The organism is Pantanalinema rosaneae CENA516, assembly GCF_050753385.1.
Classification (GTDB): Bacteria; Cyanobacteriota; Cyanobacteriia; order Leptolyngbyales; family Leptolyngbyaceae; genus Pantanalinema; species Pantanalinema rosaneae.
In genome coordinates this window covers 1-25068 of record NZ_JBLZFZ010000007.1, presented here as the reverse complement: position 1 = coordinate 25068, position 25068 = coordinate 1, and the positions used below count along the sequence as shown (strand labels likewise).

General features: G+C 48.0%; 23 protein-coding genes and 1 pseudogene. All 24 read left to right on the top strand.

Annotated features, from left to right (window positions below; genetic code table 11):
- Positions 1–31 precede the first annotated feature (31 nt).
- Positions 32–538, top strand: a complete 507-nt coding sequence (locus tag ACN4EK_RS05430) for a tetratricopeptide repeat protein (RefSeq protein ID WP_431656478.1) — start codon at positions 32–34, stop codon at positions 536–538.
- 514 nt (positions 539–1052) lie between these two features.
- Positions 1053–1280: a hypothetical protein gene (locus ACN4EK_RS05425; RefSeq protein ID WP_431656476.1), complete on the top strand. Its 228-nt coding sequence runs from the start codon at positions 1053–1055 to the stop codon at positions 1278–1280.
- Positions 1249–3477: an AAA family ATPase gene (locus ACN4EK_RS05420; protein ID WP_431656475.1), complete on the top strand. Its 2229-nt coding sequence runs from the start codon at positions 1249–1251 to the stop codon at positions 3475–3477. Before ACN4EK_RS05425 ends, ACN4EK_RS05420 begins: the two co-directional genes overlap by 32 nt.
- 26 nt (positions 3478–3503) lie before the next feature.
- Positions 3504–4178 carry a YkgJ family cysteine cluster protein gene (locus ACN4EK_RS05415; RefSeq protein WP_431656473.1) on the top strand — a complete coding sequence of 225 codons (675 nt, stop codon included), beginning with the start codon at positions 3504–3506 and terminating at the stop codon, positions 4176–4178.
- Positions 4162–4752 carry a DUF4255 domain-containing protein gene (locus ACN4EK_RS05410; RefSeq protein ID WP_431656472.1) on the top strand — a complete coding sequence of 197 codons (591 nt, stop codon included), beginning with the start codon at positions 4162–4164 and terminating at the stop codon, positions 4750–4752. The genes ACN4EK_RS05415 and ACN4EK_RS05410 overlap by 17 nt, the downstream gene beginning before the upstream one ends.
- A 103-nt stretch (positions 4753–4855) precedes the next feature.
- A complete protein-coding gene (locus ACN4EK_RS05405) occupies positions 4856–6523 on the top strand; it encodes an eCIS core domain-containing protein (protein ID WP_431656471.1) in 1668 nt (555 codons plus the stop codon).
- A gap of 136 nt (positions 6524–6659) precedes the next feature.
- A complete protein-coding gene (locus ACN4EK_RS05400; protein WP_431656470.1) occupies positions 6660–6926 on the top strand; it encodes a hypothetical protein in 267 nt (88 codons plus the stop codon).
- A gap of 588 nt (positions 6927–7514) precedes the next feature.
- Entirely contained in the window at positions 7515–8111 is a 597-nt protein-coding gene (locus tag ACN4EK_RS05395; RefSeq protein ID WP_431656469.1) for a carboxypeptidase regulatory-like domain-containing protein, read from the top strand.
- A 73-nt stretch (positions 8112–8184) separates the two neighbouring features.
- On the top strand, positions 8185–9867 hold the full coding sequence (locus tag ACN4EK_RS05390; protein WP_431656468.1) for a phage tail sheath family protein: 1683 nt from the start codon (positions 8185–8187) through the stop codon (positions 9865–9867).
- A gap of 77 nt (positions 9868–9944) precedes the next feature.
- Positions 9945–11144: a phage tail sheath family protein gene (locus ACN4EK_RS05385; protein WP_431656467.1), complete on the top strand. Its 1200-nt coding sequence runs from the start codon at positions 9945–9947 to the stop codon at positions 11142–11144.
- 32 nt (positions 11145–11176) lie between these two features.
- Complete coding sequence (locus tag ACN4EK_RS05380; RefSeq protein WP_431656466.1) at positions 11177–11602, top strand: phage tail protein; 426 nt, start codon at positions 11177–11179, stop codon at positions 11600–11602.
- 6 nt (positions 11603–11608) lie between these two features.
- Positions 11609–11986 carry a phage tail assembly protein gene (locus tag ACN4EK_RS05375; protein ID WP_431656465.1) on the top strand — a complete coding sequence of 126 codons (378 nt, stop codon included), beginning with the start codon at positions 11609–11611 and terminating at the stop codon, positions 11984–11986.
- A gap of 56 nt (positions 11987–12042) precedes the next feature.
- A pseudogene (locus ACN4EK_RS05370) lies at positions 12043–12141 on the top strand (hypothetical protein); the annotation flags it as partial.
- 9 nt (positions 12142–12150) lie between these two features.
- A complete protein-coding gene (locus ACN4EK_RS05365) occupies positions 12151–12732 on the top strand; it encodes a phage tail protein (RefSeq protein WP_431656464.1) in 582 nt (193 codons plus the stop codon).
- A 13-nt stretch (positions 12733–12745) separates the two neighbouring features.
- A complete protein-coding gene (locus ACN4EK_RS05360) occupies positions 12746–15811 on the top strand; it encodes a hypothetical protein (RefSeq protein ID WP_431656463.1) in 3066 nt (1021 codons plus the stop codon).
- A gap of 5 nt (positions 15812–15816) precedes the next feature.
- Entirely contained in the window at positions 15817–16536 is a 720-nt protein-coding gene (locus ACN4EK_RS05355) for a CIS tube protein (RefSeq protein WP_431656462.1), read from the top strand.
- A gap of 12 nt (positions 16537–16548) precedes the next feature.
- Entirely contained in the window at positions 16549–17622 is a 1074-nt protein-coding gene (locus ACN4EK_RS05350) for a phage late control D family protein (RefSeq protein WP_431656461.1), read from the top strand.
- Positions 17619–18248 (top strand): phage baseplate assembly protein V, encoded by a 630-nt coding sequence (locus ACN4EK_RS05345; protein WP_431656460.1) that lies wholly within the window; start codon positions 17619–17621, stop codon positions 18246–18248. The genes ACN4EK_RS05350 and ACN4EK_RS05345 overlap by 4 nt, the downstream gene beginning before the upstream one ends.
- Positions 18249–18258: 10 nt before the next feature.
- Positions 18259–18660, top strand: coding sequence for a PAAR domain-containing protein (locus ACN4EK_RS05340; RefSeq protein ID WP_431656459.1), 402 nt, complete (start codon positions 18259–18261; stop codon positions 18658–18660).
- A 14-nt stretch (positions 18661–18674) separates the two neighbouring features.
- Positions 18675–19076: a GPW/gp25 family protein gene (locus tag ACN4EK_RS05335; RefSeq protein WP_431656458.1), complete on the top strand. Its 402-nt coding sequence runs from the start codon at positions 18675–18677 to the stop codon at positions 19074–19076.
- Positions 19076–22585, top strand: coding sequence for a putative baseplate assembly protein (locus ACN4EK_RS05330; protein WP_431656457.1), 3510 nt, complete (start codon positions 19076–19078; stop codon positions 22583–22585). Before ACN4EK_RS05335 ends, ACN4EK_RS05330 begins: the two co-directional genes overlap by 1 nt.
- A gap of 2 nt (positions 22586–22587) precedes the next feature.
- Complete coding sequence (locus ACN4EK_RS05325) at positions 22588–23637, top strand: baseplate J/gp47 family protein (RefSeq protein ID WP_431656456.1); 1050 nt, start codon at positions 22588–22590, stop codon at positions 23635–23637.
- The gene (locus ACN4EK_RS05320) at positions 23634–24347 is read left to right on the top strand and encodes a phage tail protein (protein WP_431656455.1); all 714 of its coding nucleotides are present in this window, start codon (positions 23634–23636) and stop codon (positions 24345–24347) included. Before ACN4EK_RS05325 ends, ACN4EK_RS05320 begins: the two co-directional genes overlap by 4 nt.
- A gap of 24 nt (positions 24348–24371) precedes the next feature.
- Positions 24372–25068, top strand: a 697-nt coding sequence (locus ACN4EK_RS05315) for a hypothetical protein (protein WP_431656454.1), incomplete at its 3' end; no start/stop codon positions are given.

Below are 25068 nucleotides of genomic sequence, written 5' to 3'. Positions count from 1 at the left end.
GAGACACCTTACAATTTCAAGGAGATTAGTTATGGATTTTAAAGCATCTGCTCTATTTGGTCTATTTGGTCTGGGATTAACCTTAACTCCCGCTTTAATTGCAACTGATCTTCATGTTGTCCAAGCACAACCTTGCCCGTGGTGGCAGTGTTTCTTTTGGTACAATGGAACCCAGTACGGGTCGGGTCACATTCCAGGTCCAGAAGTAATTGCCCAACTGGAAAACTTAGTAAGATTAGGGAAGGCTACAACTGATAATCAGCTTCTACTAGCCTATACTTACAATACACAAGGAAAGTATGACCTCGCCAAAAAAACTTACTCTACAGCGTTGAAATCAGCTAAAAAGGCTCGAGATACGGGAAGACAAGCAATAGCACTTCAGGGATTAGGGCAAGTCTCTGTAGCAACTAGCAGACGGCAGGAAGCGATTTCTCAACTTACAGCAGCAAAAGCTCTGTACACCAATTTGAGGTATCAAAAGGGTGTTGATGAAGTAAACCGAATACTTACAAGTCTATCCAAACCAAAGCACTGAACAATCCCAAGCAACCGAAAACCGACAAAGGCGATCGGTATCTATGAAGAGGCGAAAGCTGGTTGCAATAGCGCTGCTTCTAGTCAACAGTGGTGCTCTGGTTTAGGGATTGCAACAGGCGGCGTTGCACAGTTATTGAATGAATGCTTACAGCATCTCTTATTGGCTTGGAGTAGCAGAAGGTCTTGCGATGTAATTGGGCAAGATAATTCCGCAAGGCTCTTGACTGGTTGGTTGGATTGACAGTGGGAGCATTGCATCATACTTCTATTGTGCAACGCCGTTTCGGAGATATTACACTCCCTCTAGTTAGAGACACAACCATTATGTATAAAGATTTTAGTGCTCATGTTGAAGGCAACACCGTAACCTTTCGCTCTTCTTTCCCGATCGCGCTAAAGATCCCTTGCAATATGGCAGAGGAGGGCTTCCCAGAATTCAAAAGCTCTAGGTCATAGACACCTTTCAACATCATTTAGGACAAACCGATTGGGATAATCTGAATGCCCCAGAGATGCAACTCAACAATCATTCCCAGGGCAAAGAAAAGTTCATCGTTGCGCTGAATTTCTCTGCGGCTGATCAGTTTGTTGATGTACCCTTCTCCTTCAATATAACCTGGACTGATCTACTGAATAATGAATCGTTCACGGTGTCTAACTACCGCCTGACCAACCAGAAAATCAACTTTAACTGGGGACGAATTTTTTATGCCAAGGTCAATGTTTTTGCAAGCAGGTAAGCAAAGTTCTAGTGATCTTTTATTAGCGTTTCAGAGACTTGACCAGCGCCTTGAGCAAGTGATTGCTGCGGCACAGAGTGTTTATGGAGCAGAGGCAGCAGATGATCTTTACCGGGGACTATATGTTCATTGGGAACAGGTTGAGCGGGAACTAGGACGGGAGCCTGGAGCGCCTGCATTGCAATTTTCACAGTCATCCTCATCAGGTAACTTTTCATCTGATTGGGATGATTTAGAGTCAAGTAAAGGGATGAATATTTTATCTAAATCAACGGATTGCCCTCCCCAGTTCAACTGGCTGGCAAAAACCTTTGATTTAACCCCCTTTGATCTAGACCTGATTTTAATTGCGCTGGCTCCAGAAGTGGATCTACGTTATGAGCGAATTTATGCTTATTTGCAAGATGATGTTACACGCAAACGCCCTACAGTAGATCTGGTATTAAATCTGTTGTGTGCTTCCGCAGAAGAGAAGTTGAACCGGCGGGTTCGTTTGATGCCGTCTGCGCCTTTACTTCAGCACCAAGTGTTGCATGTGGTTGGAGATATCCATCAGAGCCTACCTCCGCTTCTGTCTCACTATTTGAAGCTGGATGAACCGATCATCCACTGGTTGTTGGGGCAGGCAATGCTGGATCCGCGTTTGAGTGGATTGGCTCAACTGGTTCAGGGAAAAGCATCCTGGGAGGAAATCCCACTGGAGCCATCGACCATCGGGGCGCTGCTCAGTTTAACCAGGCAATCGATGCAATCGAACCAGCCGTTGTACCTGTATTTCCAGGGGGCTTGGGGGGCTGGGAAGCAGGGGACAGCCGCCGCGATCGCTCACCAACTAAACCGACCACTGCTGGTTGCCGACTTGTCTCGTCTGCCGTTTCTCAAATCAGATGTTGAGCAAACTCTGTCTCTCCTGTTTCGTGAGGCCCGCTTACAGGGAGCGGTATTGTACCTGGACAGGTTGGATGAGTTGCACCATCCTGACCAGATGCCGTTGTATCAACAATTGCTGATTCAGCTTGCCAGCGCGATCGGGATCACGATTCTGGCAGGACAGCAACCCTGGGCAACCCCATTCACCCAGCGGATCAGCCCCCTATCCATCCCCTTTCCCACGCCCAAATTTACCCAACGGCGGGAGAGTTGGAGAACGCACCTGGGAAACATCGACACGCTGTTAGAGCCTGACAGTCTGGATATATTGGCAAACCGGTTTCGACTCACGTCTGGTCAAATTGCCAGTGCGGTTGACATGGCCCATCAAAGTGCTCGTTGGCAAGCTGCAACAGCGGGGAATGGTCAGCCTACATCGCCCAGTCTGGAGAATTTGTTTATTGCCGCCCGTGCCCAATCGGGGGGACAGGAACTGTCAGCGCTGGCACGCAAAATTCAACCTCATTACACCTGGGAAGATCTGGTGTTGCCAGCTGATCCACTGGCTCAAATTCGGGGCATTTGCCAGCAGGTCAAATATCAGCATATTGTCTACGGGCAATGGGGGTTTGAACGTAAGCTATCCCTGGGGAAAGGGCTGAATGCCTTGTTTACTGGCCCACCGGGAACAGGCAAAACCATGACGGCGGAAGTGATTGCTGGTGACTTGGGGCTGGATCTCTACAAAATTGATTTGTCCCAGGTTGTGAGCAAATATATTGGAGAAACGGAAAAGAACCTGAATCGCATTTTCACGGCAGCCGAACAGACGAACGCCATCCTGTTTTTTGATGAAGCGGATGCTCTGTTTGGTAAACGATCGGAAGTGAAGGATGCCCACGATCGCTATGCCAATATTGAAATTGCCTACCTATTGCAAAAAATGGAAGAGTACGAAGGCATTACTATTCTGACGACCAACCTGGTGCAAAATTTGGATGAGGCGTTTACCCGCCGCATTCGCTTTATTGTCGAATTTCCCTTCCCGGATGGGGAACATCGACTAAAAATCTGGCAACAGGTGTTTCCCCAAGAAACTCCGATCAGTCCCGACGTAGATTTTGCGGCGATCTCGGAGCAGTTCAAACTAGCAGGGGGGAATATCCGCAATATTGCCCTGTCTGCTGCTTTTTTAGCCGCAGAAGCAGGAGAACCTGTTGGCATGACCCATTTATTGCAGTCCACCCGACGGGAGTTACAGAAAATGGGTCGGTTGATCAATGAGGAGGAGTTTTTGCGGGTCAGGGACAAGGGGGAAAGGAAATGATTGACCCATATCGGGAGTGAAGTTCTATGAATTCTAAACCGGAACAAGCCCCACGCCCAGCGTGGCAAGATGCATCGGTCGTATACAGCGAAGTTGCTCAGGGGTTGGCTTATTTGCATACTCGTGCGAATGCGATCACAGGGCGATCGCTGGAATCCGCGTCCTTTGTATATGCCCTGATTGAATTGCTGATTGAAAAAGGTGTGATCACGGTCGAGGAGATCGACGATCGCAAAAAGATGGTCAGCGAGCGGTTACTGAAGCGATTTTTACAACACGATGCGGGGGTGTCGATTCAGGAGCCAGATCAGGATAAGTACCAATTCTCACAGACGGCGGCGATTGATTGTGGAAACCAGGTGTCTCTGTGCAAAGCGGCATGCTGCAAGATGGTTTTTCCCCTATCCCGTCAAGATATTGAAGAAGGTGTGATTCAATGGGAATTAGGTCAACCCTACATTATTGCCAAAAATACGGATGGCTACTGCTGCCACCTCAATCGGCAGTGCCTGACCTGTACCGTTCATGCTTACCGTCCCGTTCCCTGCCGAGCTTACGATTGCCGCCACGATCCTCTCATTTGGCTGGACTTTGAAAACCGCCAGATTAATCCTAAACTCAATAGTCCAGACTGGCCCCACAATTTAACTGCTGGTGAAATGGAACTTCCAGAGGGTTCAGACTATGTTTCAAGATCTTGATGACACCCTGAAAGAACTGCTGATTCAAAAGGTGCCGATCGACCCACAAGCGATCGACATCAAATTTGATATGCCTGATAAGGATTGGGAAGGAAAAGTCACCAGGCCAACCATCAATCTTTTTCTCTACGACATTCGTGAGAATCACGAACTACGAAGTAACGAGTCAATGCTCTCCCGCAATGGGACAACGGGTACGGAAACCAAAGCCCCTATCCGGATGGATCTGTCCTACATGATTACGGTTTGGACTAAAAAAGATGTAGCGGATGAACACACTGAACACTTCCTCCTGGGTACGGTTCTCAAAGCTTTGTTGCGCTATCCAATTTTGCCAACGGAAGTGTTTAAGGGGGACATCATTCATCAACCGCTGCCAGTACGAGCCTGGGTGACACAACCCGATCGCACTCCCAATGCCTGGGATTTTTGGAGTGCGATCGATGGGCGGTTGAAAGCGGGGATTAGCTATGTGGTGACGATTGCGATCGAACCTTTCTCTGCTGTTGAAGTGGGATTGGTCACAGAGAAAGTTCTCAGTGTGGAGCTAATCCCGGAGCATTCCAGTAACTAACTGTTGAGTGAATTAAAGATCCATGATCAAATCGGTCTTCTATTTTACTATTGCCGTAGGATAAAGTTATCCCAATTCACGCTGCGTAGGCAGGAGGGATCTGATGCATGAACCCAAGCAAGAGACTGCCGCTACAAAGTCTCATACCCCCACCAGGGAAGTAAATCGGCAACCTGATTCTTACGAGCTTCAAGAGGGGTTAGAACGGCAACTAGAGCCTCTCCAAGTGCAGATGCCTCAACTGAGTACTGCTCCTTCTCTGGGGACTCATGCAACCCTGCTTCGTCGCATTGCTGAGTCGCAGCGGGGGACTACTTTGTTACAGATGCAGCGGCAGTATGGCAATCAGTATGTGCAGCGAGTAGTGGCGTTGTCTCAAGCGGAGGAGGGAAAACCAGCCCTGACACCTGCCCATTCCCCTCGTTTGCCGATTCAAGCCAAACTGACGGTCAGCCATCCCAATGATCCCTATGAGCAGGAAGCCGATCACGTGGCGGATGCCGTCATGCACCAGCCTGAACTGACGGTAGAACGGCAACCACTCAAGCCAGAAGACGAGGAGCCATTACAGCGGGCAGGACCAGTCGCTGATACGCGACAACCGATCAACCCCGAAGAAGAAGAACAGTTGCAGCGGGCAGGAGGGATAACTGATTCGATTGAAGTCATGCCAGAAACGGAAACCCAGATTAATGCTCTGCGGGGACAGGGACAGCCTTTGCCTGATAATGTGCGATCTTTTATGGAACCCCGTTTTGGAGCCGACTTTAGCCAGGTGCGAGTGCATACCGATCCCAGTGCGGGAGAACTAGCCCAACGAATTCAGGCTCAAGCCTTCACGGTTGGTCAGGATGTGGTGTTTGCCCCTGGACAGTATGCTCCCCACTCGGATACTGGAAAACACCTGCTAGCTCATGAGTTGACTCATGTCGTGCAGCAGGGGTATTCTGGCATTCACCCCAAGACACAATTTATACCTAAGACTACGATGGGAGGGGATCCAATAACGCATGAGTTAACACACACCATTTGGCAAACAGGAAAATATCAACCCAATGTACAAAGGAAACTGGAGGTTGGCTCTGGGCTTAAGCTGGATACCATGGGGTTTACAACAACAAAAGTTGGCGACGCTTATACCTGTCCCGCTATTGTCAAGAAGTCGGGAGTATGGAATGAAATTTTTACTTCCTTATTATTTTCACCCCGTGTCTTCAAGATTGATGGAACAAGCAACGCTCAGATCAACTCCAATTTGAAAAAACACATGAATGCTAGGCATGGCATTGTGGTTTTTGCCTCCCAAAAACGATATACTTTCGGTGCAGGCTCTGCTTTTAGAATGAATCCTGATTACTGGCTTGTAGGATCTAGCGGTTGGCAACCAAAACCAGGTGTAGACCGAGATAAAGCTATCAAAGATTTAAATGTACATCCCGAGAAGTACTCCATTGCATGCCTAGCGGCGACTCAGTTAACTATGGAAGGTGGTAGTAAGTCCTCGCTAATAGGAGATGCTGGAGGTGGCACTGAGGACTGGATACCAGGAGACTGGGGGTACATTACAAACACGGCTTTTCCTGCGACAGGCGGAATAGTTGGTCAAGAGGGCGAAAACATTATCTACACTGGGAATGACAAGTTTTGGGGGCATTATGGTCCTGGAAACACATATCAAACCCTAACTGAATGGTTCGATCAGGTTAAGGGTTGGAATGGTAGTGCAAATATAGAAGATCAAAGAACTCGACCAACTATAGGATTAGTATAGGGATCTAGTTTATCCCCTTTAAAGCTGGACAGAATAGTTCTCCTCCATTTTCCCTTGCTAAGAAGGACAGCAACAATCGGGGGTGAGTTATATGCAGATGATAAAGAATTGGTATTACTAGCAAGCAGGTAACATTATGATTATAAGTTGGGAATATAACCGTGAAGAGCCTCCCCATATTCTCTATTATGTCGATGATTTTTTCACGGGAGAGGATAATGCTGGTTTTGATAAAATACTTGAGATGGTTCGATTAAGCAAAGATACTCAGGCGACTTTAAAGATAAATTACATAAATTCGCTAGGCGGAGATAGCCTGATAAATTCATTCCCTTTTAGGGATAGATTTGATGAGTTAAGAGATGCGCTTGGTCAGAAAAAACTAATTTATGAATTTAAGTGAAGCATTATGTGCTGTTTTGAATATAGCCATCCACGGTGGATTAATTCTTATCCCTTCAGCTTAGCAGCCTCATAAGAAGTTCGATCGCTTACGTGTAGTGCGATCGCTATTTTGTAGTGCGTTCCTTTCCATAACCCCATGACCCACTCAATTTCTGGCGGGTGTTCTCCCAACTTAGCCAATGTAACCGTTTCGCTATGTTCTGGGTCGATAACAGTCTGCGATCTCCCCCACTCCAATGTGCTTAACCACACATCGATATCTCTAAAAATCAATTTGGGCATTTGAGTGTCAGATTTATAGTGGGGATTATATTGCGGTTAATGAATTTTATAATTCTTTTTTTACAAACCCAGCATTAATATTGGAAAGTCATTTATAAGTAGACTGTAGGTATTTTTATGTTTCAAGCAAAATTTGTTTGCAAAGTTCGGAATAACAAAAAAATGGATGAGATTTGAATCTTGGGTTCAGTTTCATAACAAGATTTATTAGTCAATTCAACAAACGCTGATTTTGAGTAACCTAAGATTCCTTCAACGATAGATTTCATCCATCTGATTCATTTCCAATCGAGGAGAAGGGAAGATGGTGGAAATAATTCATCATCGAGTTGCGATCGCAGGTCAAGTTCTAGATCTGGCGACTCAACAACCGATTTCGGGAGCGGGAGTGAAAATTCCTGATCTTCAATCACCAGGTCATCTATTATTCACTTATACACAGGAGGATGGTTCGTTCTATTTCCTTGACTTGCCGAATGGGAGCTATACCTTACAAATTTCTGTCCCTGATTTAGCAGGAATTTATGGAGTGGTGGAAGTTACGGGTGTCAAAGTTGACACTCAAGAGCTAACGGATGTGGGTTTAAAACATCTGACCGTCATCAAGCCAATTCTTGACTTTAAAAAGGTTGAACTGACGGCTACTCAACTCAGCGGCACCGTAATCGATCAAACTACGAACCATGCGATCACTGGAGCAATGGTGCAACTATTGGGCAGTGGTCTTTCTACCCGCACCGACAAAAACGGAGGCTACCAGTTCCTGCATCTGCAAGCTAGTATTCCTACACTCCAAGGCTCCGCGATCGGATACCAACCCACTGCTCAGAAAGTCACACTCACTGCTGGGCAGAAGACCGTAGCTAACTTCAGCCTGACAAAATTGGCGACTCCTGCCTGAGCCCCCTCCAGAGGCAACAGGAGTCGCAACAGAGTCGGTGACTATCATTTCATCATTACTTAAGGAGAAGGCTATGCCAAATTATCAGTCTCCAGGCGTTTATGTGGAAGAAATCCCCTCTGCGGTGAAAGCGATCGCTGGGGTCAGCACCAGTGTGGTTGGTTTTATTGGGATTGTACCTGATTCATTAACTATCCCTACCAGCCCAGTGATTGAAGTTTCAGAGGATGTCCAAGAAATAGATAACACAAATACTAAGGATACCTTTCCGCTAAAACAGTACCCTGTGAACAAAAGCCCTGGTACTTATCGGGTACGAGTGGGTGCTGAGGAGGCTGCAGCCTCTTTAATCGACGGTCAAGATGCTCAGGGCAAAACGATTGCTCAGGTGAAATTTGATAAAGCGCCTACCCCTGCTACCAAAGTCAAAATCACCATTGACTACATCGTTTTAGCGAATCAAGTAACCAATGAAGTGTTAGACAAAGGAGATGGCTCAAAAACTCGATTTAAACTGCAACGTTACCCTGTTAACGATCGCGATCATTATCAGGTTCGGGTCAATGGAACAGCAGTCGATGCCAGTAAGGTAAAGTTACAGAATGTTGACGATGGCTCGGCTTATGTTGTTTTTCAGGCAGCAGGTGATGCTCCCAAAGCTGGCGATCAGGTTGCGGTTGATTATCAAGCCAGCTTCCCCACCTTTAAACCTGTGGATGTTGAAGTAGTCAAGTTCTGCACCAACTTCAGCGAGTTTAAGCGTTCCTTTGGCGACTTTTCCGTCGATGAACAGCAACGCTACCTGGCTCATGCTGTTTATGGCTTTTTCAGCAATGGTGGTTCCCAATGCTACGTAACGCGCGTGAAACAGGAAAGCGACATTAGCGTTGATTTGTTGGCACGCACCTTTGAACCTTACGATGACATTTCCATTGTGGCCGCGCCTGGTGTCACAAACACTGCCGCTGTAGATGCAATCAAGATCCATTGCCAGGTGAACACGAAGGATCGGTTTGCTATTTTTGATAGTGCAAAAACTATGGATGATGCTCAGCATGCTGGTTTCCTGGATGTTCCTGGACTGAAAACGGCGAAGCCTCCCAATTCCGACTACGCTGCCTTTTACACCCCCTGGCTGCAGGTACTAGATCCAGCTCTAAAAACCATGTTCCCTAAAGGAGACGGGCTGTTCTATGTGCCACCCAGCGGTCATGTGGCTGGGATTTATGCGCGGGTGGACAACAGTGCAGGCGTTCACAAAGCTCCGGCAAATGAAGTCGTCCTGGGTGCCTTGGGGCTGAAATACAACATCAGTAAATCGCAACAGGATAGCCTAAACCCGGATGGGATTAACTGTATCCGCAACTTGAACGGCAATATTACGGTGTGGGGTGCCCGCACGATCGGAGGTAATAGCAATCAGGACTTGAAATACATTAATGTTCGTCGCACCTTGCTATACCTGCGGGATTCGATCGACAAGGGCACCCAATGGGTTGTGTTTGAACCCAATACACCGGCCTTGTGGGAAAAAATTAAGCGCAACGTTTCGGCATTTTTGACCACCGTTTGGCGATCCGGCGCACTCTTTGGCAACACCCCGCAGGAAGCCTTTTATGTCAAGTGTGATGCGGAAACTAATCCCCCTGAATTACGGGAAGTAGGACAGGTGGTGACTGAAATCGGCGTGGCGATCGTCCGTCCGGCGGAGTTTGTCATCTTCCGGATCAGTCAGTGGCAACCTCCTAGTAAATAAGCAACGGCAGGGGGGCTACGAGATAGATTCACCCCTGTTCTACCCATTCTCGCCCCAGATGGAATCCGCAGAGTGATATGGTTTATCAGAAGTATCAAACCCCAGGAGTTTACTTAGAAAAGGTTCCCCAACCCCAGGGAACCCAGCTTCCAACTGGCATTCCAGGCTTTGTTGGCTTTGCTCCTGAAAGCATTGAAGGTGGGATACAAAACCTGGATGCAAATACGCCGAGGGTTCTATCGCGTAAGCAGGAGTTTAATCCAAACGGCATGGATCAACTAGACGCTACAGGCAATCCGATCAGTTATCTGTCTGCCGCCATTAGCGGGTTCTTTGATAACGGTGGTACACGATGTTATGTTGTGCAAGCGGCTATGCCCGATCCGGATTCTCCTACCACTCGTCAAACGGCTCTGCAAACGTCGGTGGATGCCCTGGCTCCGATCGACGATATAGATCTGATTGCAGTCCCCGATGCGGCCTTATTGCCTGCCTCAGAGATGATTTCGGTGCAGCAGTATGTGCTGAATCACTGTGCCACTCAAGGCGATCGCATAGCCATCCTTGATAGTATATCGAGTCAGCATTCCTTCTCGATTCAGGATCAACGAAAGCTTCTGAAAAGAGCAATAGAGCCAATCAATGGTGCCCTCTACTATCCCTGGATCAAAGTTCCTAACCCCGATCTTAGCAGTCAGGAGAAAACGGTCTGGGTTCCGCCTTCTGGTCATGTTGCCGGGATTTTTGCCCGCAGCGATCGCAATCGGGGAGTCTTTAAAGCGCCAGCAAATGAGGAAATCCTGGGTGTTCTTGATCTGGAGGTACTGCTGAATCACACCACTCAGGGAGCATTAAACGAGGTTGGGATTAATGGGCTGCGATCGTTTCCAGGCAGAGGCATTCGGGTTTGGGGGGCACGTACTCTCAGTAGCGAGCCCACCTGGCGCTACATCAATGTCCGCCGTTTGGTGCTGACGATCGAGCGGTGGATTCACCGCAATATGCTGTGGGCTACTTTTCAGCTTAACTCGCTACAACTGTGGTTGCAGATCCAACGGGAACTCTCCACCTATCTAGAAAGCTTGTGGCGAGCGGGCGCATTCCAGGGGCAAACTCCAGCCCAGGCATTTTATGTCAAATGTGATGCGGAGACGAATCCCCCTGAAGTCCGGGAAATTGGCTCCGTAATCACCGAAATTGGTCTAGCAGTCAGTGCCCCAGCAGAGTTTTTAATCATTCGTATCATGCAACGAGACGGTGGTCTTGTGATGGTCTGACTGAAATGTCTTAAACAACAAGGAGACGATTTATGGCTAATAAAGATCCCTACCGTGGATTTAACTTTCTGGTAGAAATTGATGGCATTACCGAAGCAGGCTTTCGAGAATGTAGTGGTCTGGATGCGACTACAGACCCAGTAGATTATCGGGAGGGAAATGATCCAATGCATGTCCGTAAACTAACGGGCTTAAACAAATACTCTCCTATTACCCTGAAACGGGGCATCACCGATTCCAATGATCTCTGGACGTGGCGACAGAAAGTGATTGATGGCCAAACGGAGCGGAAAGATTGTTCGATCATCTTACGTGACGAAACCGGAGCGGAAAAACATCGTTGGAATCTGCGCCGTGCTTGGCCTTCCAAGTGGACTGGTCCCAGCTTCAATGCCACCAGCAATGATGTCGCTGTTGAAACGCTAGAAATCGTTCACGAAGAAATGAAGAAAGCGTAACGAGGTATGCTGCAAACTGAATTCTTGTTTACTTTACCGCTGGGATATGTGGATGGAGATGGCAACCTCCATAAGGAGGGGGTGATGCGTTTGGCCACAGCCTTTGATGAAATTGCTCCCCTCAAAGATCCACGCGTGCAGAGCAATCCAGGTTATTTACTAATCATTCTGCTCTCGCGGGTAATCACCAGACTGGGCAGTGTAGAGTCCATCAACCCCAAAGTAATTGAAGGACTCTACGCTGGGGATCTGGCTTATTTGCAAGATCTCTACTGCCGGGTCAATCAAAACGGGAGCAACCGGGTACGGACTCGCTGTCCCCACTGTGAGAAAGAGTTTGAACTGGAGTTGAGCACGATGGGGGAGTCAGTGGCTACCCCCTAGAACGGCTCTATGAGGAGGTAGCCTATCTTGCTTACCACTTTCACTGGCCTTATGAGCAGATTCTCTCCCTGGAGCATCCAGAACGATTGCAGTGGGTAGCTGAAGTCGCCAGGATTAACCAGCGCCTTAATGAGCAAACGACTGAGCAATTCTAGTGGGGTTTTATGTTTTCTTTCAGTGGTTCTCTCTCTTTAGATGCCAGTGCCTCAGTTAGTCTTGCAGTTAATCCCTCTGTAGGTCCACCGGGTCAGCGTATTGATCCCTATCAGGTGTTTAACTTCTGGATCGATATAGAAGGTATTCGGGCTGGAGGTTTTTCTGAATGCAGTGGCTTACAGGTCGAGACTGAGTTAGGGCGCTATTTGGAAGGAGGTTTAAATGATTATGAACATACATTTATTGGCAGAACTAAATATCCCCCTCTGATCTTGAAACATGGACTGAGTGACATTGATGGATTGTGGCGATGGCATCAAGAAGTTGTGCAAGGAATTGAGGGTAAGATGCAGCGGCACAATGGCACCATTTGGTTACTGGATAAAGATACGAAAACTCCCGTCATGGGATGGAACTTTAAACAAGCTTTTCCCTATAAATGGATTGGTCCTGAGTTGAAAGCAGAATCAAACACGATCGCCTTTGAAAGTGTTGAACTGGTGCATCAGGGATTGAGTCGAGCCGATTTAGGGGGAGCAACGGCAGGCGCAGGAATTGAATTCAGTGCCTCGCTGGGCTTATCGATTTGAGGAGAATGGTTTCATGGAGCGCAACCTTCCAGCCAATCCCCATAACTCTGCAAACCTGGTTAAAGACGATCTGGGCTTGCAGATGGCTCCATTCGTCCAGCGGCTGGCGCAGCGAGGAAGTGGATTTGTTGGTGTTGTGCAGTTGCAATCGTTTCAGGCTCAATATGCGCGAATTCCTGGCTGGATGGTGCAGCGATCGCTCTTACTGGAGCAACTCCGAACTCGTTATGGTCGTCGTTCCGATGCAGCAACCGGGGTCGTGGGACTTGTATTGACCAGCGTCATTCCTTCACCATCCCCAACACCGTCTTCTACAACTACCCCCTCCCCCTCCCCTGATCCAGTTTCCCGAGCTGCGGATACGAGGGTTAGTAGCAATGCAAAAGACAGTCCTATTTCAAGCGCTTCTACAGAGTCTGTCCAATCCTTGCACATCAGCCGTCATCCCCACCCTCCGTTAGAGAACCAGGAAACTGACACGAGTTTCAGGGATATTGCTGCCTCATCTACGACAAGTCCACCAGTGAGCCTGAGGTCGGGCAAGACTATAGCTGGGTCGTCTACCCCAAATCCACAACTGCATCCCAATTCTGACAAGCCTGTTGCTGCATTATCTACGACAACTACACCAGTGAATGTCAGTTCTGACGAGAATGCGTCTACATCATCTACCCCAAATTCACCACCGGGTTCTAGTTCTGATAGCATGAGTCACTCGGGGTTACTCCCTTCGACATTTTCTGCATCTTCAGTGACGATGGGTGTGTCATCGGAGATAGCCTCTGCTCCCTGGTTGGCTCCTGCCTTTAAACCAGGATATTTCCCAACCATCTCGCCTCTGCCGCTGGCTGCATTGCACCGCTCTGCTCAACCCCCCTTTTCTCTTGCTGCCAGCCCTCAAACCAGAGTTGAACCTCTCGCCCATCTGCCTGCTCAAGTCTCAGCCAGCCCATCAGCTTCCTTACCCCTCCTCTCACCCTCCACTCAGCCCCCACAAACCCTTCCTCTCTCTCTGATTCTGCCTCAGCTCATCCAAAAGGATACTACTCACATGGGGCAATCCTCACCCTCGACCGACCTTTCAACGCAGCCCCCAAGTAACAAGGATGTCATTCACCTAGGGCAATCCTCTCCCTCATCCCACCCTCCAACATCTCCCCCAGTCAACTCTATTTCCCAGGACACCTCATTGCCCCTGGTTCATCGGCAGAGTACCTCTGAATCGGAAGATCGAGTTGCTGACCGTCAACAGATCCCATTAATCCGGGTCAAAGCTCAAGACCAGTCCATTCCCGCCCCATCCCCCCCAACTCTCTCGACTCGCATCAGCAAGTGGTTCCGGCAATTGCTCCCATTCCGGCGCAGCACACCGACTAGCCATACTTCTACCCCGTCTGAGAGCGCCTCCTCTCCTGCCACAGCTTTCCCGACCGCCCGTTTGCACGTCCCCGCTTCTGAGTTGATTTCTGCCTCAAAGTCTCCTGAAGCCCTACCCAGATCCAGCCTGACCTTATCCTCCAGTTCCTTCACATCCAGAAACAGTGAAAGAGCAAATTCCACAACCGATACTCAGAACCTTCAGGGTGCTTCTGTGTCGGTTCAGTCTGCTTTTACTCCATCGATCTCATTGACCAAGCCAGCCATGCCTCTGGTTTTGCTTCGTCCTGTTAGCCATACTAGTCTGGCTGCTGTTCCTTCAGTAACAGAGCCAGCCATCCCCCCGGTTTTGCCAGGTTCCGGCAGCCATGCCAGCCTGATTAATTTCCCTTCCCTGACAGAGACTGCCACATCCCTGGTACCATCTCCAGAGAGTGCCCAGGTTGAAACCATACTCCACAGCACGGAACTGGCTTCCGCGTCCCTTGAAAAAAACGTTTCATCCGGGATTTTCTCAACAGCCGAACCTGCCTCCTCAAAGGTTCAGCGAATGCCCAATCAGAATACGCCTACTCCGGAAAACCCAATTCCCGTCGGCAAAAATCTCGATACTTACTCCTTCTTCACACCCAGTACACTACACACTGCACCTTTAAGCCAACCGGATGCCTTAATCTTTCGTCAATTTTCCACTGCTTCATCTTTAGCGGGGCACATGCCTCCTGTTCCACGATCGAGGCAATCAGACGCTTTGCTCTTGCGTCAAATCCTTGCGACATTTAGCTATCCATCCATTACTTCACTTTCACCTGCATCGTTCCCTGCTTCTGCCTTTTCTCTCCAGCGATCGCAGCCTCTGGAAATGGCGCGATCGACGAATTCTAAATTAACCACACACACATCCGCTGCGATTGAAGCAGTCAGCCAACCACCACTTACTGCCTCAGATGCCAGTGTTGTTGCTACAGAAGTTTTAGGATCTCGCCATGCTACCAGCCTGCCAACTTTGACATGGCAAAATAACCCGATCGCAACACCGTCCAGCCCAGCCAAATCCCTTACCAGCAAATCTGGTCAGTCAGTGGTAACTCCGTCCATCCTGTCGAGAACGCCTGCTTTTCAGTCTGCTCCATCGATCGCAACTCCGCTCATCCTGACCAAATTCCCTATGTCTCAACCTGTTGAATCGATCACAACTCAGCCCATCCTGCCCAGATCCCTTACTTCTGAAGCTATTCAGTCAGTCAGAACTCCGCTCATTCTTGCTAAGTCTCCTGCCTCCCAGCCTGAGGAGTCGGTTGAAACACCTTCCAGATCGTCTGAATCTCTTGTCTCCCAATCTGATCAGTCAGTTACAACACGTCCCATTCTATCTAGACCGCTTGCCTCCCGGTCTGTTCGTCGGGAAATCCAATCGCCTTTGCCGTTAGCGAACAAAGCAGGACAGGTACAAGGTGGAACCGGAAAGAAAGGAGCGATCGCCCGTTCTCCGGCCTCCTCACAGGCCACGTCTGGATTCGTGATGGCGGCTCCTGATCAGTCCCCTCCAACCCTCTCGAATCTCAATGAATCGATGCCAGCCTCATCACCTCCAGCTGCCACTCCACCTGCGCCAACCGTCAATATTGAACAGATCGCAGAGCAGGTTCGCCGCCTTCTCTTACGACAGTTGTGGGTAGAACGAGAACGTCGAGGAGGATAAGCCATATGACCCTAGCGAAACTTACCATTACTCCTATGGCTCCTGATTTACAATCCAAAGCAGGTGCAATGATTGAAGTTCCATTCAATCCAACTTCCTACAGAATCGAAAAAGGTGTCAGTTGGACTGCCCCATCAGAAAGCACTGGAAGCGCTACCAGAAAATCGAATGGAAGCATTAAGTATCTGAATGCACCTCCTGTAGACTTCAATGGTGGTAACACTCGAACCTTAACACTAGACTTGTTCTTTGATGTGACTGAACCTATTTTAATAAATGGTCAAAAGACATCATTTAAGGACGTTCGCGAAATTACAAATCTAATCGCTAAGTTGACTCAAAAGATTGAAATTAACAAATCTCCACCCGTCTGTATTGTCTCATGGGGAAACAATCCCCCTCCCAATTCTGATTTTCCGTTTCAAGGCGTAATTACCAATCTGACGCAAAATTTTACGCTCTTTAAGAACGATGGTAGTCCTGTTCGAGCTAATTTGACAGTTTCATTCCGGGAATTTCTACTTGAATCCCAGGATTGTAAAAAAACCGATCCGGAATTGACTACGCGTCTGGTCAAGCGAGGAGATACCTTAAGCCGGATTGCAGCAGAGGTTTATCGCGACCCTACTCGGTGGCGGACTATTGCTGAGGCAAATCATTTAGATGATCCCCGGCAGATTGAAACGGAAACCGGCAAGACCCTTGTCATTCCCAAGTTAGATTGAGGAACAGTCACGATGCCAGACGTTATTTCTCAAAATCTTTTATCAATCTCCAACTTTGCAGTGATCATCAATGGCACTCTATTGCCAATGGATGGTTCAACGCTGATCCATGAGATCGTGGTCGATGAGGATCTGGATCTACCAGGGATGTTTACGCTGGAACTGGTTAATTTGGATGTTCAAGGTGGCAAAATCGCGCATTTAGATGATGCCAACACCTTTGCAATTGGGAATGTGATTGAAATCAAGTTGGGGTACCTCAATGCTTTAAAGACCCTCATCGTTGGTGAAATTACGGGACTGGAACCTACCTTTCTTTGCAATGCTGCACCCAGTTTGGTAGTTCGTGGATACGATCGCCGCCATCGATTACAACGAGGCCGTCACACCTGCTCGTTTGTGCAAAAAAAGGACAGCGATATTGCCGCTCAAATTGCCAGTAATGCTGGACTCACTGCCCAGGTAGAAAATAGCCAGGTGATCCACGATTACGTCTTGCAAGCCAATCAAACGGATCTGGAGTTTTTACAACAGCGAGCGCAGCAAATCCAGTATGAGGTTGTTGTAGAAGACAAAACCCTTTTCTTCCGACCGATCGGATTAACTCGCAGTGAGAATGTCACCTTAAATTTGATGAGTGGACTATTGGAGTTTTATCCCCGGCTCTCTACTGTAGGGCAGGTGAATGAAGTGCAGGTGCGGGGTTGGGATCCCAAGGAACAAAAGGAAATTCTGGGAAAAGCTCAAACGGGAGATGAAATGGCGGCAATGGCAGGACAGGAAAGCGGATCCACTCTCAGCAAACGGGTGTTTGGGGCGGCGGTGGGTGTGGTCAGCAATCGCCCGGTGATGTCTCAGGCTGAGGCCGATCAGGTTGCTAAAGCCAGGTTTAATCAAGCAGTTCTGATGTTGATCACGGGTGAAGGGGTGTGTCAGGGTCGCCCCGATGTGCGGGCAGGCCAAATCATTACGCTGGAGGGTCTTGGTCAACGTTTCAGCGGTCAGTATTACGTCACTGCCACCAGCCACCGCTATAGCGCAGAGGGCTATTTCACCCACTTTACCGTGAGGAGGAATGCATTATGAATTTTCTGGACATATTACTCAGTTCCGATGAACGGTCGGCGATCGCCCATCGGGTTTCAGGAGTCGCCATTGGAGTGGTCACAAACAACCAGGATCCGGATCAACTGGGGCGGGTAAAAGTTAAATTTCCCTGGTTATGCGACGATGATGAGAGTTATTGGGCCAGGGTATTAGTCTGCGGCACCTATTATCTACCCGATGTGGATGATGAGGTACTGGTAGCTTTTAATCAGGATGACATTCAATTTCCTTACGTTCTGGGGACGCTATGGAATGGGAAAAAAGCTCCTCCAGATACGAATGCAGATGGAAAAAATAATCTACGCATGATGCGATCTCGAAGTGGTCATGTGATTCAGTTAAGTGATGAAAGTGGCAAAGAAACGATCAAGATCATCGATAAAAGTGGTAAGAATAGCCTGGTTATAGACACTGCTCAAAATACCATTACCATCACATCGGAAAAAGACCTAACGTTATCTGCACCGAAAGGAACGCTGAAACTAGAAGCGCAGAAATTGGAATTTGAATCATCTGCCAGTACTCAAATTCAGGCTGGAGCCGGAATGGATCTGAAAGCCAGTGCCAACTTGAATGTGAAAGGCTCCATGATTAATTTGAACTAGGGAGGATGTTATGGGTCAACCTGCTGCTAAACAAGGCGATCGCATTACCGCCACCGATATTCACATTGTGCTGGTTCCCACTCCCCCAGGGTCGCCTGTACCTACACCGCTGTCCCATCCTTTTATAGGATTGATCACGGGTGGATTGAGCAGCGATGTCAAGATTATGGGAATGCCCGCCGCTACAGTAGATAGTACGGCTGACAATGTGCCGCCGCATCTGCCCACTCCACCAGGGACAGTCTTCCAAAAGCCACCCACGAATAAAGCCACGATCAAGCTGGGTAGCCCGACGGTCAAAATCAACGGCAAAATGGCGGCTCGGAATGGAGATATAGCTCTGACCTGTAATGATCCGTCGGATCTGCCCGTGGGTCAGGTTGTGGCCGTTGGAACAGTATTCATCGGATAGTCAGGAGGTGGCTCATGGCTAAGGAATTTTTGGGAAAAGGTGCGGGATTTCCGGTGCGACTGGATCAAGACAATCATCTCCAGAGGGCGGACTATGAGGAGAGTGTACAGCAAGCCGTCTGGATCATTTTAGGCACCGCCAAAGGTGAACGAGTCATGCGTCCTGAGTTTGGCTGTGACATTCATGAGCAAGTGTTTGAGATGCGAACCGCAGCAACCGCAGGCACAATTGCTCACATGGTACGGCTTGATTTATTGCAGTTTGAGCCGCGCATTGATGTTTTAGACGTGCAGGTAGAACCCGTCTCTGACTTTGAAGGAGAAAAGTTGCTGATCTCGATCGACTACCGGGTGAGATCGACCAATAACGTGTTCAATCTGGTCTATCCGTTCTATCTCGAAAGGAGGCTGGGCTAATGGCTGCCAATTCTCCTCCTCCCATTGATTCCCGAACTACCAAAAAGATTACAGATCAGGTAACGGGTAGTATACAACAGCACACTGATTGGCAACCGGATCCATTGGATTCGATTACACAGCAGCCACAGGGAATCAGCACAGCCATCATTGGTGTCTTTGCCCGCTTTACGGAACTGATTATTCAACGTCTAAATCAGGTTCCTAACAAAAACTTTCTGGCATTTCTAGATTTGCTGGGAGCATCCCGCTTGCCACCCCAGGCAGCTAGGGTTCCCCTCACGTTTTCCCTAGCCACTGGCAGCACTGTGGATGCAATAGTACCTGCTGGAACTCAAGCGGCAGCTCCTCCTCCAGAGGGGAAAAAGGATCCAGTAATTTTTGAGACTGAGCGGAATCTGACAGTTACTCCAGCTCAACTCAAGGCTGTCTGTGTAAGGAATCAAGATAAGTATGGGGACTATACCGAGATTGCGACGGGAAGAGAATCAAGCAGCTTTATGACATTTGAAGGGAATCAAGCGATCGAGCATAGTCTTTATTTAGCCTGTGATCCATTGTTTACAATGCCTGCACCTAAAGCAGTTACAGTAACTATTGACGCCGACAGGGATAATATTAAGGCTTTAGCGAGTTTGAGTTTAAACTGGACATACTGTAATGGACACGATCAACTACTTCAACCCCAACTAAATATTCGCAACGGGTTGGAAGTAACACTAGGTCAAGATAAAAGAAGTATAGAAATTTCTTCTGGTGAAGCAATCGATGTTAATAATAAATTAATCCACCTAGAAAGTTCTAATTATCCTTTTGTATCAGAATACCTAGAAAAAACTAAAGGAAAAACAGTTCTATTAACCATTTTTGACAACAAAAATGACCGCAACAAACTCCTTTGTCATTTTCTAGAAGATGAGGCAAATCAATACCCATCTGGTACCTACATCCGGCTTGCTCGACTCGGAATCAAGACTGATGGCACGATTGAAATTAAATCATTGAGTTGGTCAGGGTCGATCGCAAACTTTCCAGTTCCAACAAAGAGATCGGTGAATAACCAGGAAGCGGCATGGTTGAAAATTCAACTCAAAGATTCCTTATCACTCAGTTCATCCTTACCCAAAATTCAAAGAATTATAGCCTCTGCCCATGTCGATCACCAGGGTATTCAACCGGAACTGGGGTTTACAAATGGTGTGCCGTTGGATCTGAGCAAAGATTTTCTGCCCTTCGGTGTCCAGCCCACTATTGGAGATACCTTCTATCTCGCCAGCTCTGAAGTTTTTGCCCACAAGGGAACAAGAGTTAAAATCCACGTTGTTCTGAATCCAGAATCGATGAATTCTAATAGTTCGCTGCAAGTGTTTTGGGAAGTGAACAACGGTTACACCTGGAATCCTCTGAATGTTCAGGGAAATCCTGAGCAAGTTGTTCATCTCCAGATGACAGGAGATATAACGTTTACGTTATCTGAGGCGATCTCGTCCAGTGAAGTAAATGGTAAAACCAACTACTGGATTCGTGCTCGGATTAGCCAGATCAGCTACGGCAGTAGTTCAGCCTATGCTCAAGCCCCAACTTTCACAACTCTGACTCAGCCTAGCAGCAATACTGATAATAGGGGAAAATTATTTGTTCAAAGTGTTCGAGGTTTTATGCCAGGGGATCTAATCCAGATTGCTTTAGGTACTGATAAACAAGAAGCCGATAACATTTCTGAAGTTAATTCAGTTGATATAAATAATCAATTTATTACACTAAGGAATTCACTCAAGAAAATACCTCATCCTATTGGTACTACTATTTGGTATATTCCACTATCAACGAACACCATTCCCATAATTGAAAAACTTATTCTGGACTATACCTATGATGCAGAACAGCCTTTATCGGGGTGTTTAACCTGTAATGACTTTAACTATCAAAATTACACCGAAGCCGCTAATACGGGAAATGCTCCCTTTCAGCCTTTTGAAAGACCTAACTTAGATGAACATACTCTATACCTGGGCTTCGATCGCCCATTTACACCCCATCGCTCGATTACCCTTTATGCTCAGGTAGAACCTCCTGCCTATAATCCCCTCGCTGCGACTCCTACAACGGACACGGTAACGGCATCTTTGCGCTTGAAATGGGAATATCGATCGCCCCAGGGATGGCTTCCACTCAGTGTGCAGGATGAAACCAGGGGATTGACGGAACGGGGATTGATTACCTTCATCAGTCCAGAGGACTTTGCTCAGGAGGCTCAATTTGGCTACGAGCCGCTTTACTGGCTGCGGGTGATTCAGCAGGACGGCAGCAATCCACCTTTCCCCAAACTACGGCGACTGCTGACGAATACCACCTGGGCGAATCAGCATACGACGTTACGCAATGAAATTCTGGGATCCAGCAACGGTACGGAAAGTCAGCAATTCCGCACCACCCAAACTCCCGTATTACAAGGGCAACAGTTAGAAGTGCGAGAAGCTGAAAAACCCTCGGATGCCGAACGACAAGTAATTGAACAAGAGGAAGGAAATGACGCGATCGTGCCGGTCAATCCTGATACTCCAGCGGCGAAAGAGGTCTGGGTACGTTGGCACGCCGTGGCTGATTTTTATGCCTCCGGTGCCCGAGATCGCCATTATCGCATTGAACCTTTGACTGGGGAAATTCAATTTGGCAATGGCATCAATGGCATGATTCCCCCCCTGGGAGCCAGCAATATTCGCCTCAGCCGCTATCAAACTGGAGGTGGTACTCAAGGAAATCGACCTGCTGGCAGCATTACCCAACTAAAAACGACGGTTCCCTATGTGGCGGCTGTCACCAACTTGGAAGCTGCTGCTGGAGGGGCAGAGGCAGAGAGTCTGAAAAGCCTACGCGATCGCATGCCCAGAACTGTTCGTCACTACAATCGAGCCGTCACGGTCGAGGATTATGAAGACCTGGCTAAACTGGCTTCACCGGAAGTCGCTCGTGCCAAATGTATACCGCTTTATAACCTGCAGACCGATCCCCTTAACTTAGTACAGAAGCCTGGAGCCGTCAGCGTGATTATTGTGCCTCAGTCTACCGATCCCCCGTCCCTCCCTAGTCTGGAACTGATACGCCGGGTGCAAGATTATCTGGTTGCCCATAGTTTACCGGGTATCAACATTTCAGTAGTTGGACCGCTTTACCTTGAGGTCAGCCTGACGGTAAAAATTGCCCTTACCACTCCAGAGTCTGCCAGTACTGTAGAACAGGCTGTCAATCAAACGCTGACCCGCTTTTTGCATCCCCTGATGGGGGGATTTGAGCGCCAAGGTTGGACGTTTGGTCGGGAACCGCATGATTCAGACTTTTACCGCTTGATTGAGGGTGTTCCTGGGGTAGACCATGTCATCAGCTTAACAGTCGATGATGGCACTGGCGCTTCTGATTCAAACAATATAGCCATCAAAAATACGGGACGATTTCTAGTGTATTCCGGTCAGCATCACATTACCCCATCATTTGGAGGTGCAGGAGGATAATTATGCCACTTCAATTACCCAAACTAGACGATCGCACCTACAAGGATCTGGTGGAAGAGGCGTTGAGACTGATTCCTACCTATGCTCCGGACTGGACGAATCACAATCCTTCTGATCCGGGAATTACCATCATCGAACTCTTTGCCTACCTGACGGAGATGTTGATTTATCGTCTCGATCGTATTCCCGATGCCAATCGAGCGACTTTTCTAAAATTGATCTTAGGAACCGATGAATGGCGTTTATTTAGAAACCAGACTCTACACAAACATCAATTAGATGAAAAGATACCCAAGCAACAGATTAGCCAAGTAGAGGAAAACAAACTTGATCAATGGTTTATTCAGAATGTTTTAGATCGGTCAACACTGGATCAAAAGATTCAAAGTGCCATTCGAGAACTGCGGCAGAGCGATCGAGCCATCACCCCAGATGATTTTGAACAACTGGCTCTTCAGTCTGATAAGTCAGAACACCCCAATAATCCCAAAATTGCTCGTGTCCACTGTATTCCTCGTCATGATTTAGAGACAGAAAGCTCATTGTTGCCACCGCAACAGCAAGAGCGTCCTAATCATGTGAGTGTGGTTGTAGTTCCCGAATCCAATGTTTCAGGTTCTGATTTAAATCAGACCATTAGCACCGTTAAGAAGGATTTGGATTTTCGCCGCCTGCTGACCACACAAATTCATGTGGTTCCCCCACGCTATGTTGCTGTTGGGATAAAGGCTAACCTCACGCTACTGCCCGATGCAGTGGAGACCAATGTGCAGGGACAAGCGATCTCAGATTTGCAAACGTTCTTGGATCCCTTGAAGGGTGGTGCAGATGGGAAGGGATGGCCATTTGGTCGCAGTGTTTACCCATCAGAACTCTACGAACTGCTGGATCGGCTTCCGGGAGTAGATTATGTTGGTAAAATTAACCTTTTCAGAACATCAAATCCGCAAGAAGAGTTGCCAGAAGTACCCTTACGCCCAGAGGAACTGGTGGAGGCACATATCTCTCCATCTGACATTACCGTCATTCGACCTGGAGGTAGTTTCCCATGAATGCCCCATCCCCAGATGACGAACTGAGTAGCCTCCTGAACTACTTACCCGCTATTTATCAGACGGAGGATCCCGGTAATTTTTTAGGGAAATTCTTGCTGGTGTTTGAGGACGTATTATTGGGACGGCAGGACACCTCGCCACCTGGTTTAGAACAAACCATTGCAAGTATCTTTACCCTGCTGGATCCAGAATCTACTCGTGAAGAGTTTTTACCGTGGCTCGCTGGTTGGGTTGCACTTACTCTACGATCGGATTGGGATATTGATCGCAAACGTCGGTTAATTGCCAATGTGATTCCTCTCTATCGTCACCGGGGAACCGCAGACAATCTTAAGACACTGCTAACCATCTATACTGGCGGCTTGTCTCCAGACATTCAAGAGCCAGAAGACGAACCATTCCAGATCCGTCCGATTGATGAGAATCCCCTACAGCTTGGTGTGAGTACTCGCATTGGTGGCAGTATTCCCTACTATTTCCGGGTCATCCTGAATCTACCCATTCCAGATAAGGCAGAGCAACAGCGACAGTACGATATTGTCTCTGCCTTAGTTGATTTACAAAAACCTGCTCACACCTTTTATGACCTGGAGATCCGATTGAATACGATGCGGATTGACGGAGACCCACCAGGTACAACACCTCACAGCAATGACCCCATTCAGGTGGGAGTGAACACACTGCTAGGACAAATTCCAAACCTTTGATGAGTACGCATTGGGAGACCTGCAATGGCTGACAATGTTAACAAACGACTGAACTATTTCAAGTATCAGTTTCTCGATGAAAAAGACTTTCAAGATGAGCAAACCTATCATCGGGAAATGCGACGGCTCCACAATCAAGAGTGCCATACTCCTGGTGTCACTTCAGGGTTAGAGGTAACCAAAACTGGCGATCGCTCTATTAGTGTGAGCGGAGGTCATGCGATCGACAAACAGGGCCGAGAAATCTGGCTAGAACAAGATATATCCCCAACAATTGATCCCGCCATCTTATCTAACGCAGATATTTACGTCGCAATCTCTTACGGTGATGATCAACTAGTTGCCCCCCAAACTATAAGTGGCAAGGATCAAGGCTTTACCCGCACCCAGGAAACTGCCAAGCTTGAGGTAGTAACCAACATTGCAGATCCCAAAGTTCTCCTGACCCGTATTAAACCACAAGGTGGAAAGATTCCCGGCAATCCAGGCGATAAATTCGAGGATCAGCGGCAAGTTTCCAGCGCTAAGGGGCCCCTCAGTGCCACTCAAATTCCTGATAGCTCCATTAGCGAGGGCAAGATTGCAACCAATGCTGTGACAGAAGATAAGATCGTAGCCAATGCAGTCACTGTGACCAAGATTGCGACCAATGCTGTGACAGAAGGCAAGATCGTAGCCAATGCAGTCACTGTGACCAAGATTGCGACCAATGCTGTGACAG

Excerpts from the sequence above, each read along its gene's own strand:
- ACN4EK_RS05430 (WP_431656478.1), top strand. The coding sequence starts at position 32 with ATGGATTTTAAAGCATCTGCTCTATTTGGTCTATTTGGTCTGGGATTA.
- ACN4EK_RS05425 (WP_431656476.1), top strand. The coding sequence starts at position 1,053 with ATGCAACTCAACAATCATTCCCAGGGCAAAGAAAAGTTCATCGTTGCG.
- ACN4EK_RS05420 (WP_431656475.1), top strand. The coding sequence starts at position 1,249 with ATGCCAAGGTCAATGTTTTTGCAAGCAGGTAAGCAAAGTTCTAGTGAT.
- ACN4EK_RS05415 (WP_431656473.1), top strand. The coding sequence starts at position 3,504 with ATGAATTCTAAACCGGAACAAGCCCCACGCCCAGCGTGGCAAGATGCA.
- ACN4EK_RS05410 (WP_431656472.1), top strand. The coding sequence starts at position 4,162 with ATGTTTCAAGATCTTGATGACACCCTGAAAGAACTGCTGATTCAAAAG.
- ACN4EK_RS05405 (WP_431656471.1), top strand. The coding sequence starts at position 4,856 with ATGCATGAACCCAAGCAAGAGACTGCCGCTACAAAGTCTCATACCCCC.
- ACN4EK_RS05400 (WP_431656470.1), top strand. The coding sequence starts at position 6,660 with ATGATTATAAGTTGGGAATATAACCGTGAAGAGCCTCCCCATATTCTC.
- ACN4EK_RS05395 (WP_431656469.1), top strand. The coding sequence starts at position 7,515 with ATGGTGGAAATAATTCATCATCGAGTTGCGATCGCAGGTCAAGTTCTA.
- ACN4EK_RS05390 (WP_431656468.1), top strand. The coding sequence starts at position 8,185 with ATGCCAAATTATCAGTCTCCAGGCGTTTATGTGGAAGAAATCCCCTCT.
- ACN4EK_RS05385 (WP_431656467.1), top strand. The coding sequence starts at position 9,945 with ATGGTTTATCAGAAGTATCAAACCCCAGGAGTTTACTTAGAAAAGGTT.
- ACN4EK_RS05380 (WP_431656466.1), top strand. The coding sequence starts at position 11,177 with ATGGCTAATAAAGATCCCTACCGTGGATTTAACTTTCTGGTAGAAATT.
- ACN4EK_RS05375 (WP_431656465.1), top strand. The coding sequence starts at position 11,609 with ATGCTGCAAACTGAATTCTTGTTTACTTTACCGCTGGGATATGTGGAT.
- ACN4EK_RS05365 (WP_431656464.1), top strand. The coding sequence starts at position 12,151 with ATGTTTTCTTTCAGTGGTTCTCTCTCTTTAGATGCCAGTGCCTCAGTT.
- ACN4EK_RS05360 (WP_431656463.1), top strand. The coding sequence starts at position 12,746 with ATGGAGCGCAACCTTCCAGCCAATCCCCATAACTCTGCAAACCTGGTT.
- ACN4EK_RS05355 (WP_431656462.1), top strand. The coding sequence starts at position 15,817 with ATGACCCTAGCGAAACTTACCATTACTCCTATGGCTCCTGATTTACAA.
- ACN4EK_RS05350 (WP_431656461.1), top strand. The coding sequence starts at position 16,549 with ATGCCAGACGTTATTTCTCAAAATCTTTTATCAATCTCCAACTTTGCA.
- ACN4EK_RS05345 (WP_431656460.1), top strand. The coding sequence starts at position 17,619 with ATGAATTTTCTGGACATATTACTCAGTTCCGATGAACGGTCGGCGATC.
- ACN4EK_RS05340 (WP_431656459.1), top strand. The coding sequence starts at position 18,259 with ATGGGTCAACCTGCTGCTAAACAAGGCGATCGCATTACCGCCACCGAT.
- ACN4EK_RS05335 (WP_431656458.1), top strand. The coding sequence starts at position 18,675 with ATGGCTAAGGAATTTTTGGGAAAAGGTGCGGGATTTCCGGTGCGACTG.
- ACN4EK_RS05330 (WP_431656457.1), top strand. The coding sequence starts at position 19,076 with ATGGCTGCCAATTCTCCTCCTCCCATTGATTCCCGAACTACCAAAAAG.
- ACN4EK_RS05325 (WP_431656456.1), top strand. The coding sequence starts at position 22,588 with ATGCCACTTCAATTACCCAAACTAGACGATCGCACCTACAAGGATCTG.
- ACN4EK_RS05320 (WP_431656455.1), top strand. The coding sequence starts at position 23,634 with ATGAATGCCCCATCCCCAGATGACGAACTGAGTAGCCTCCTGAACTAC.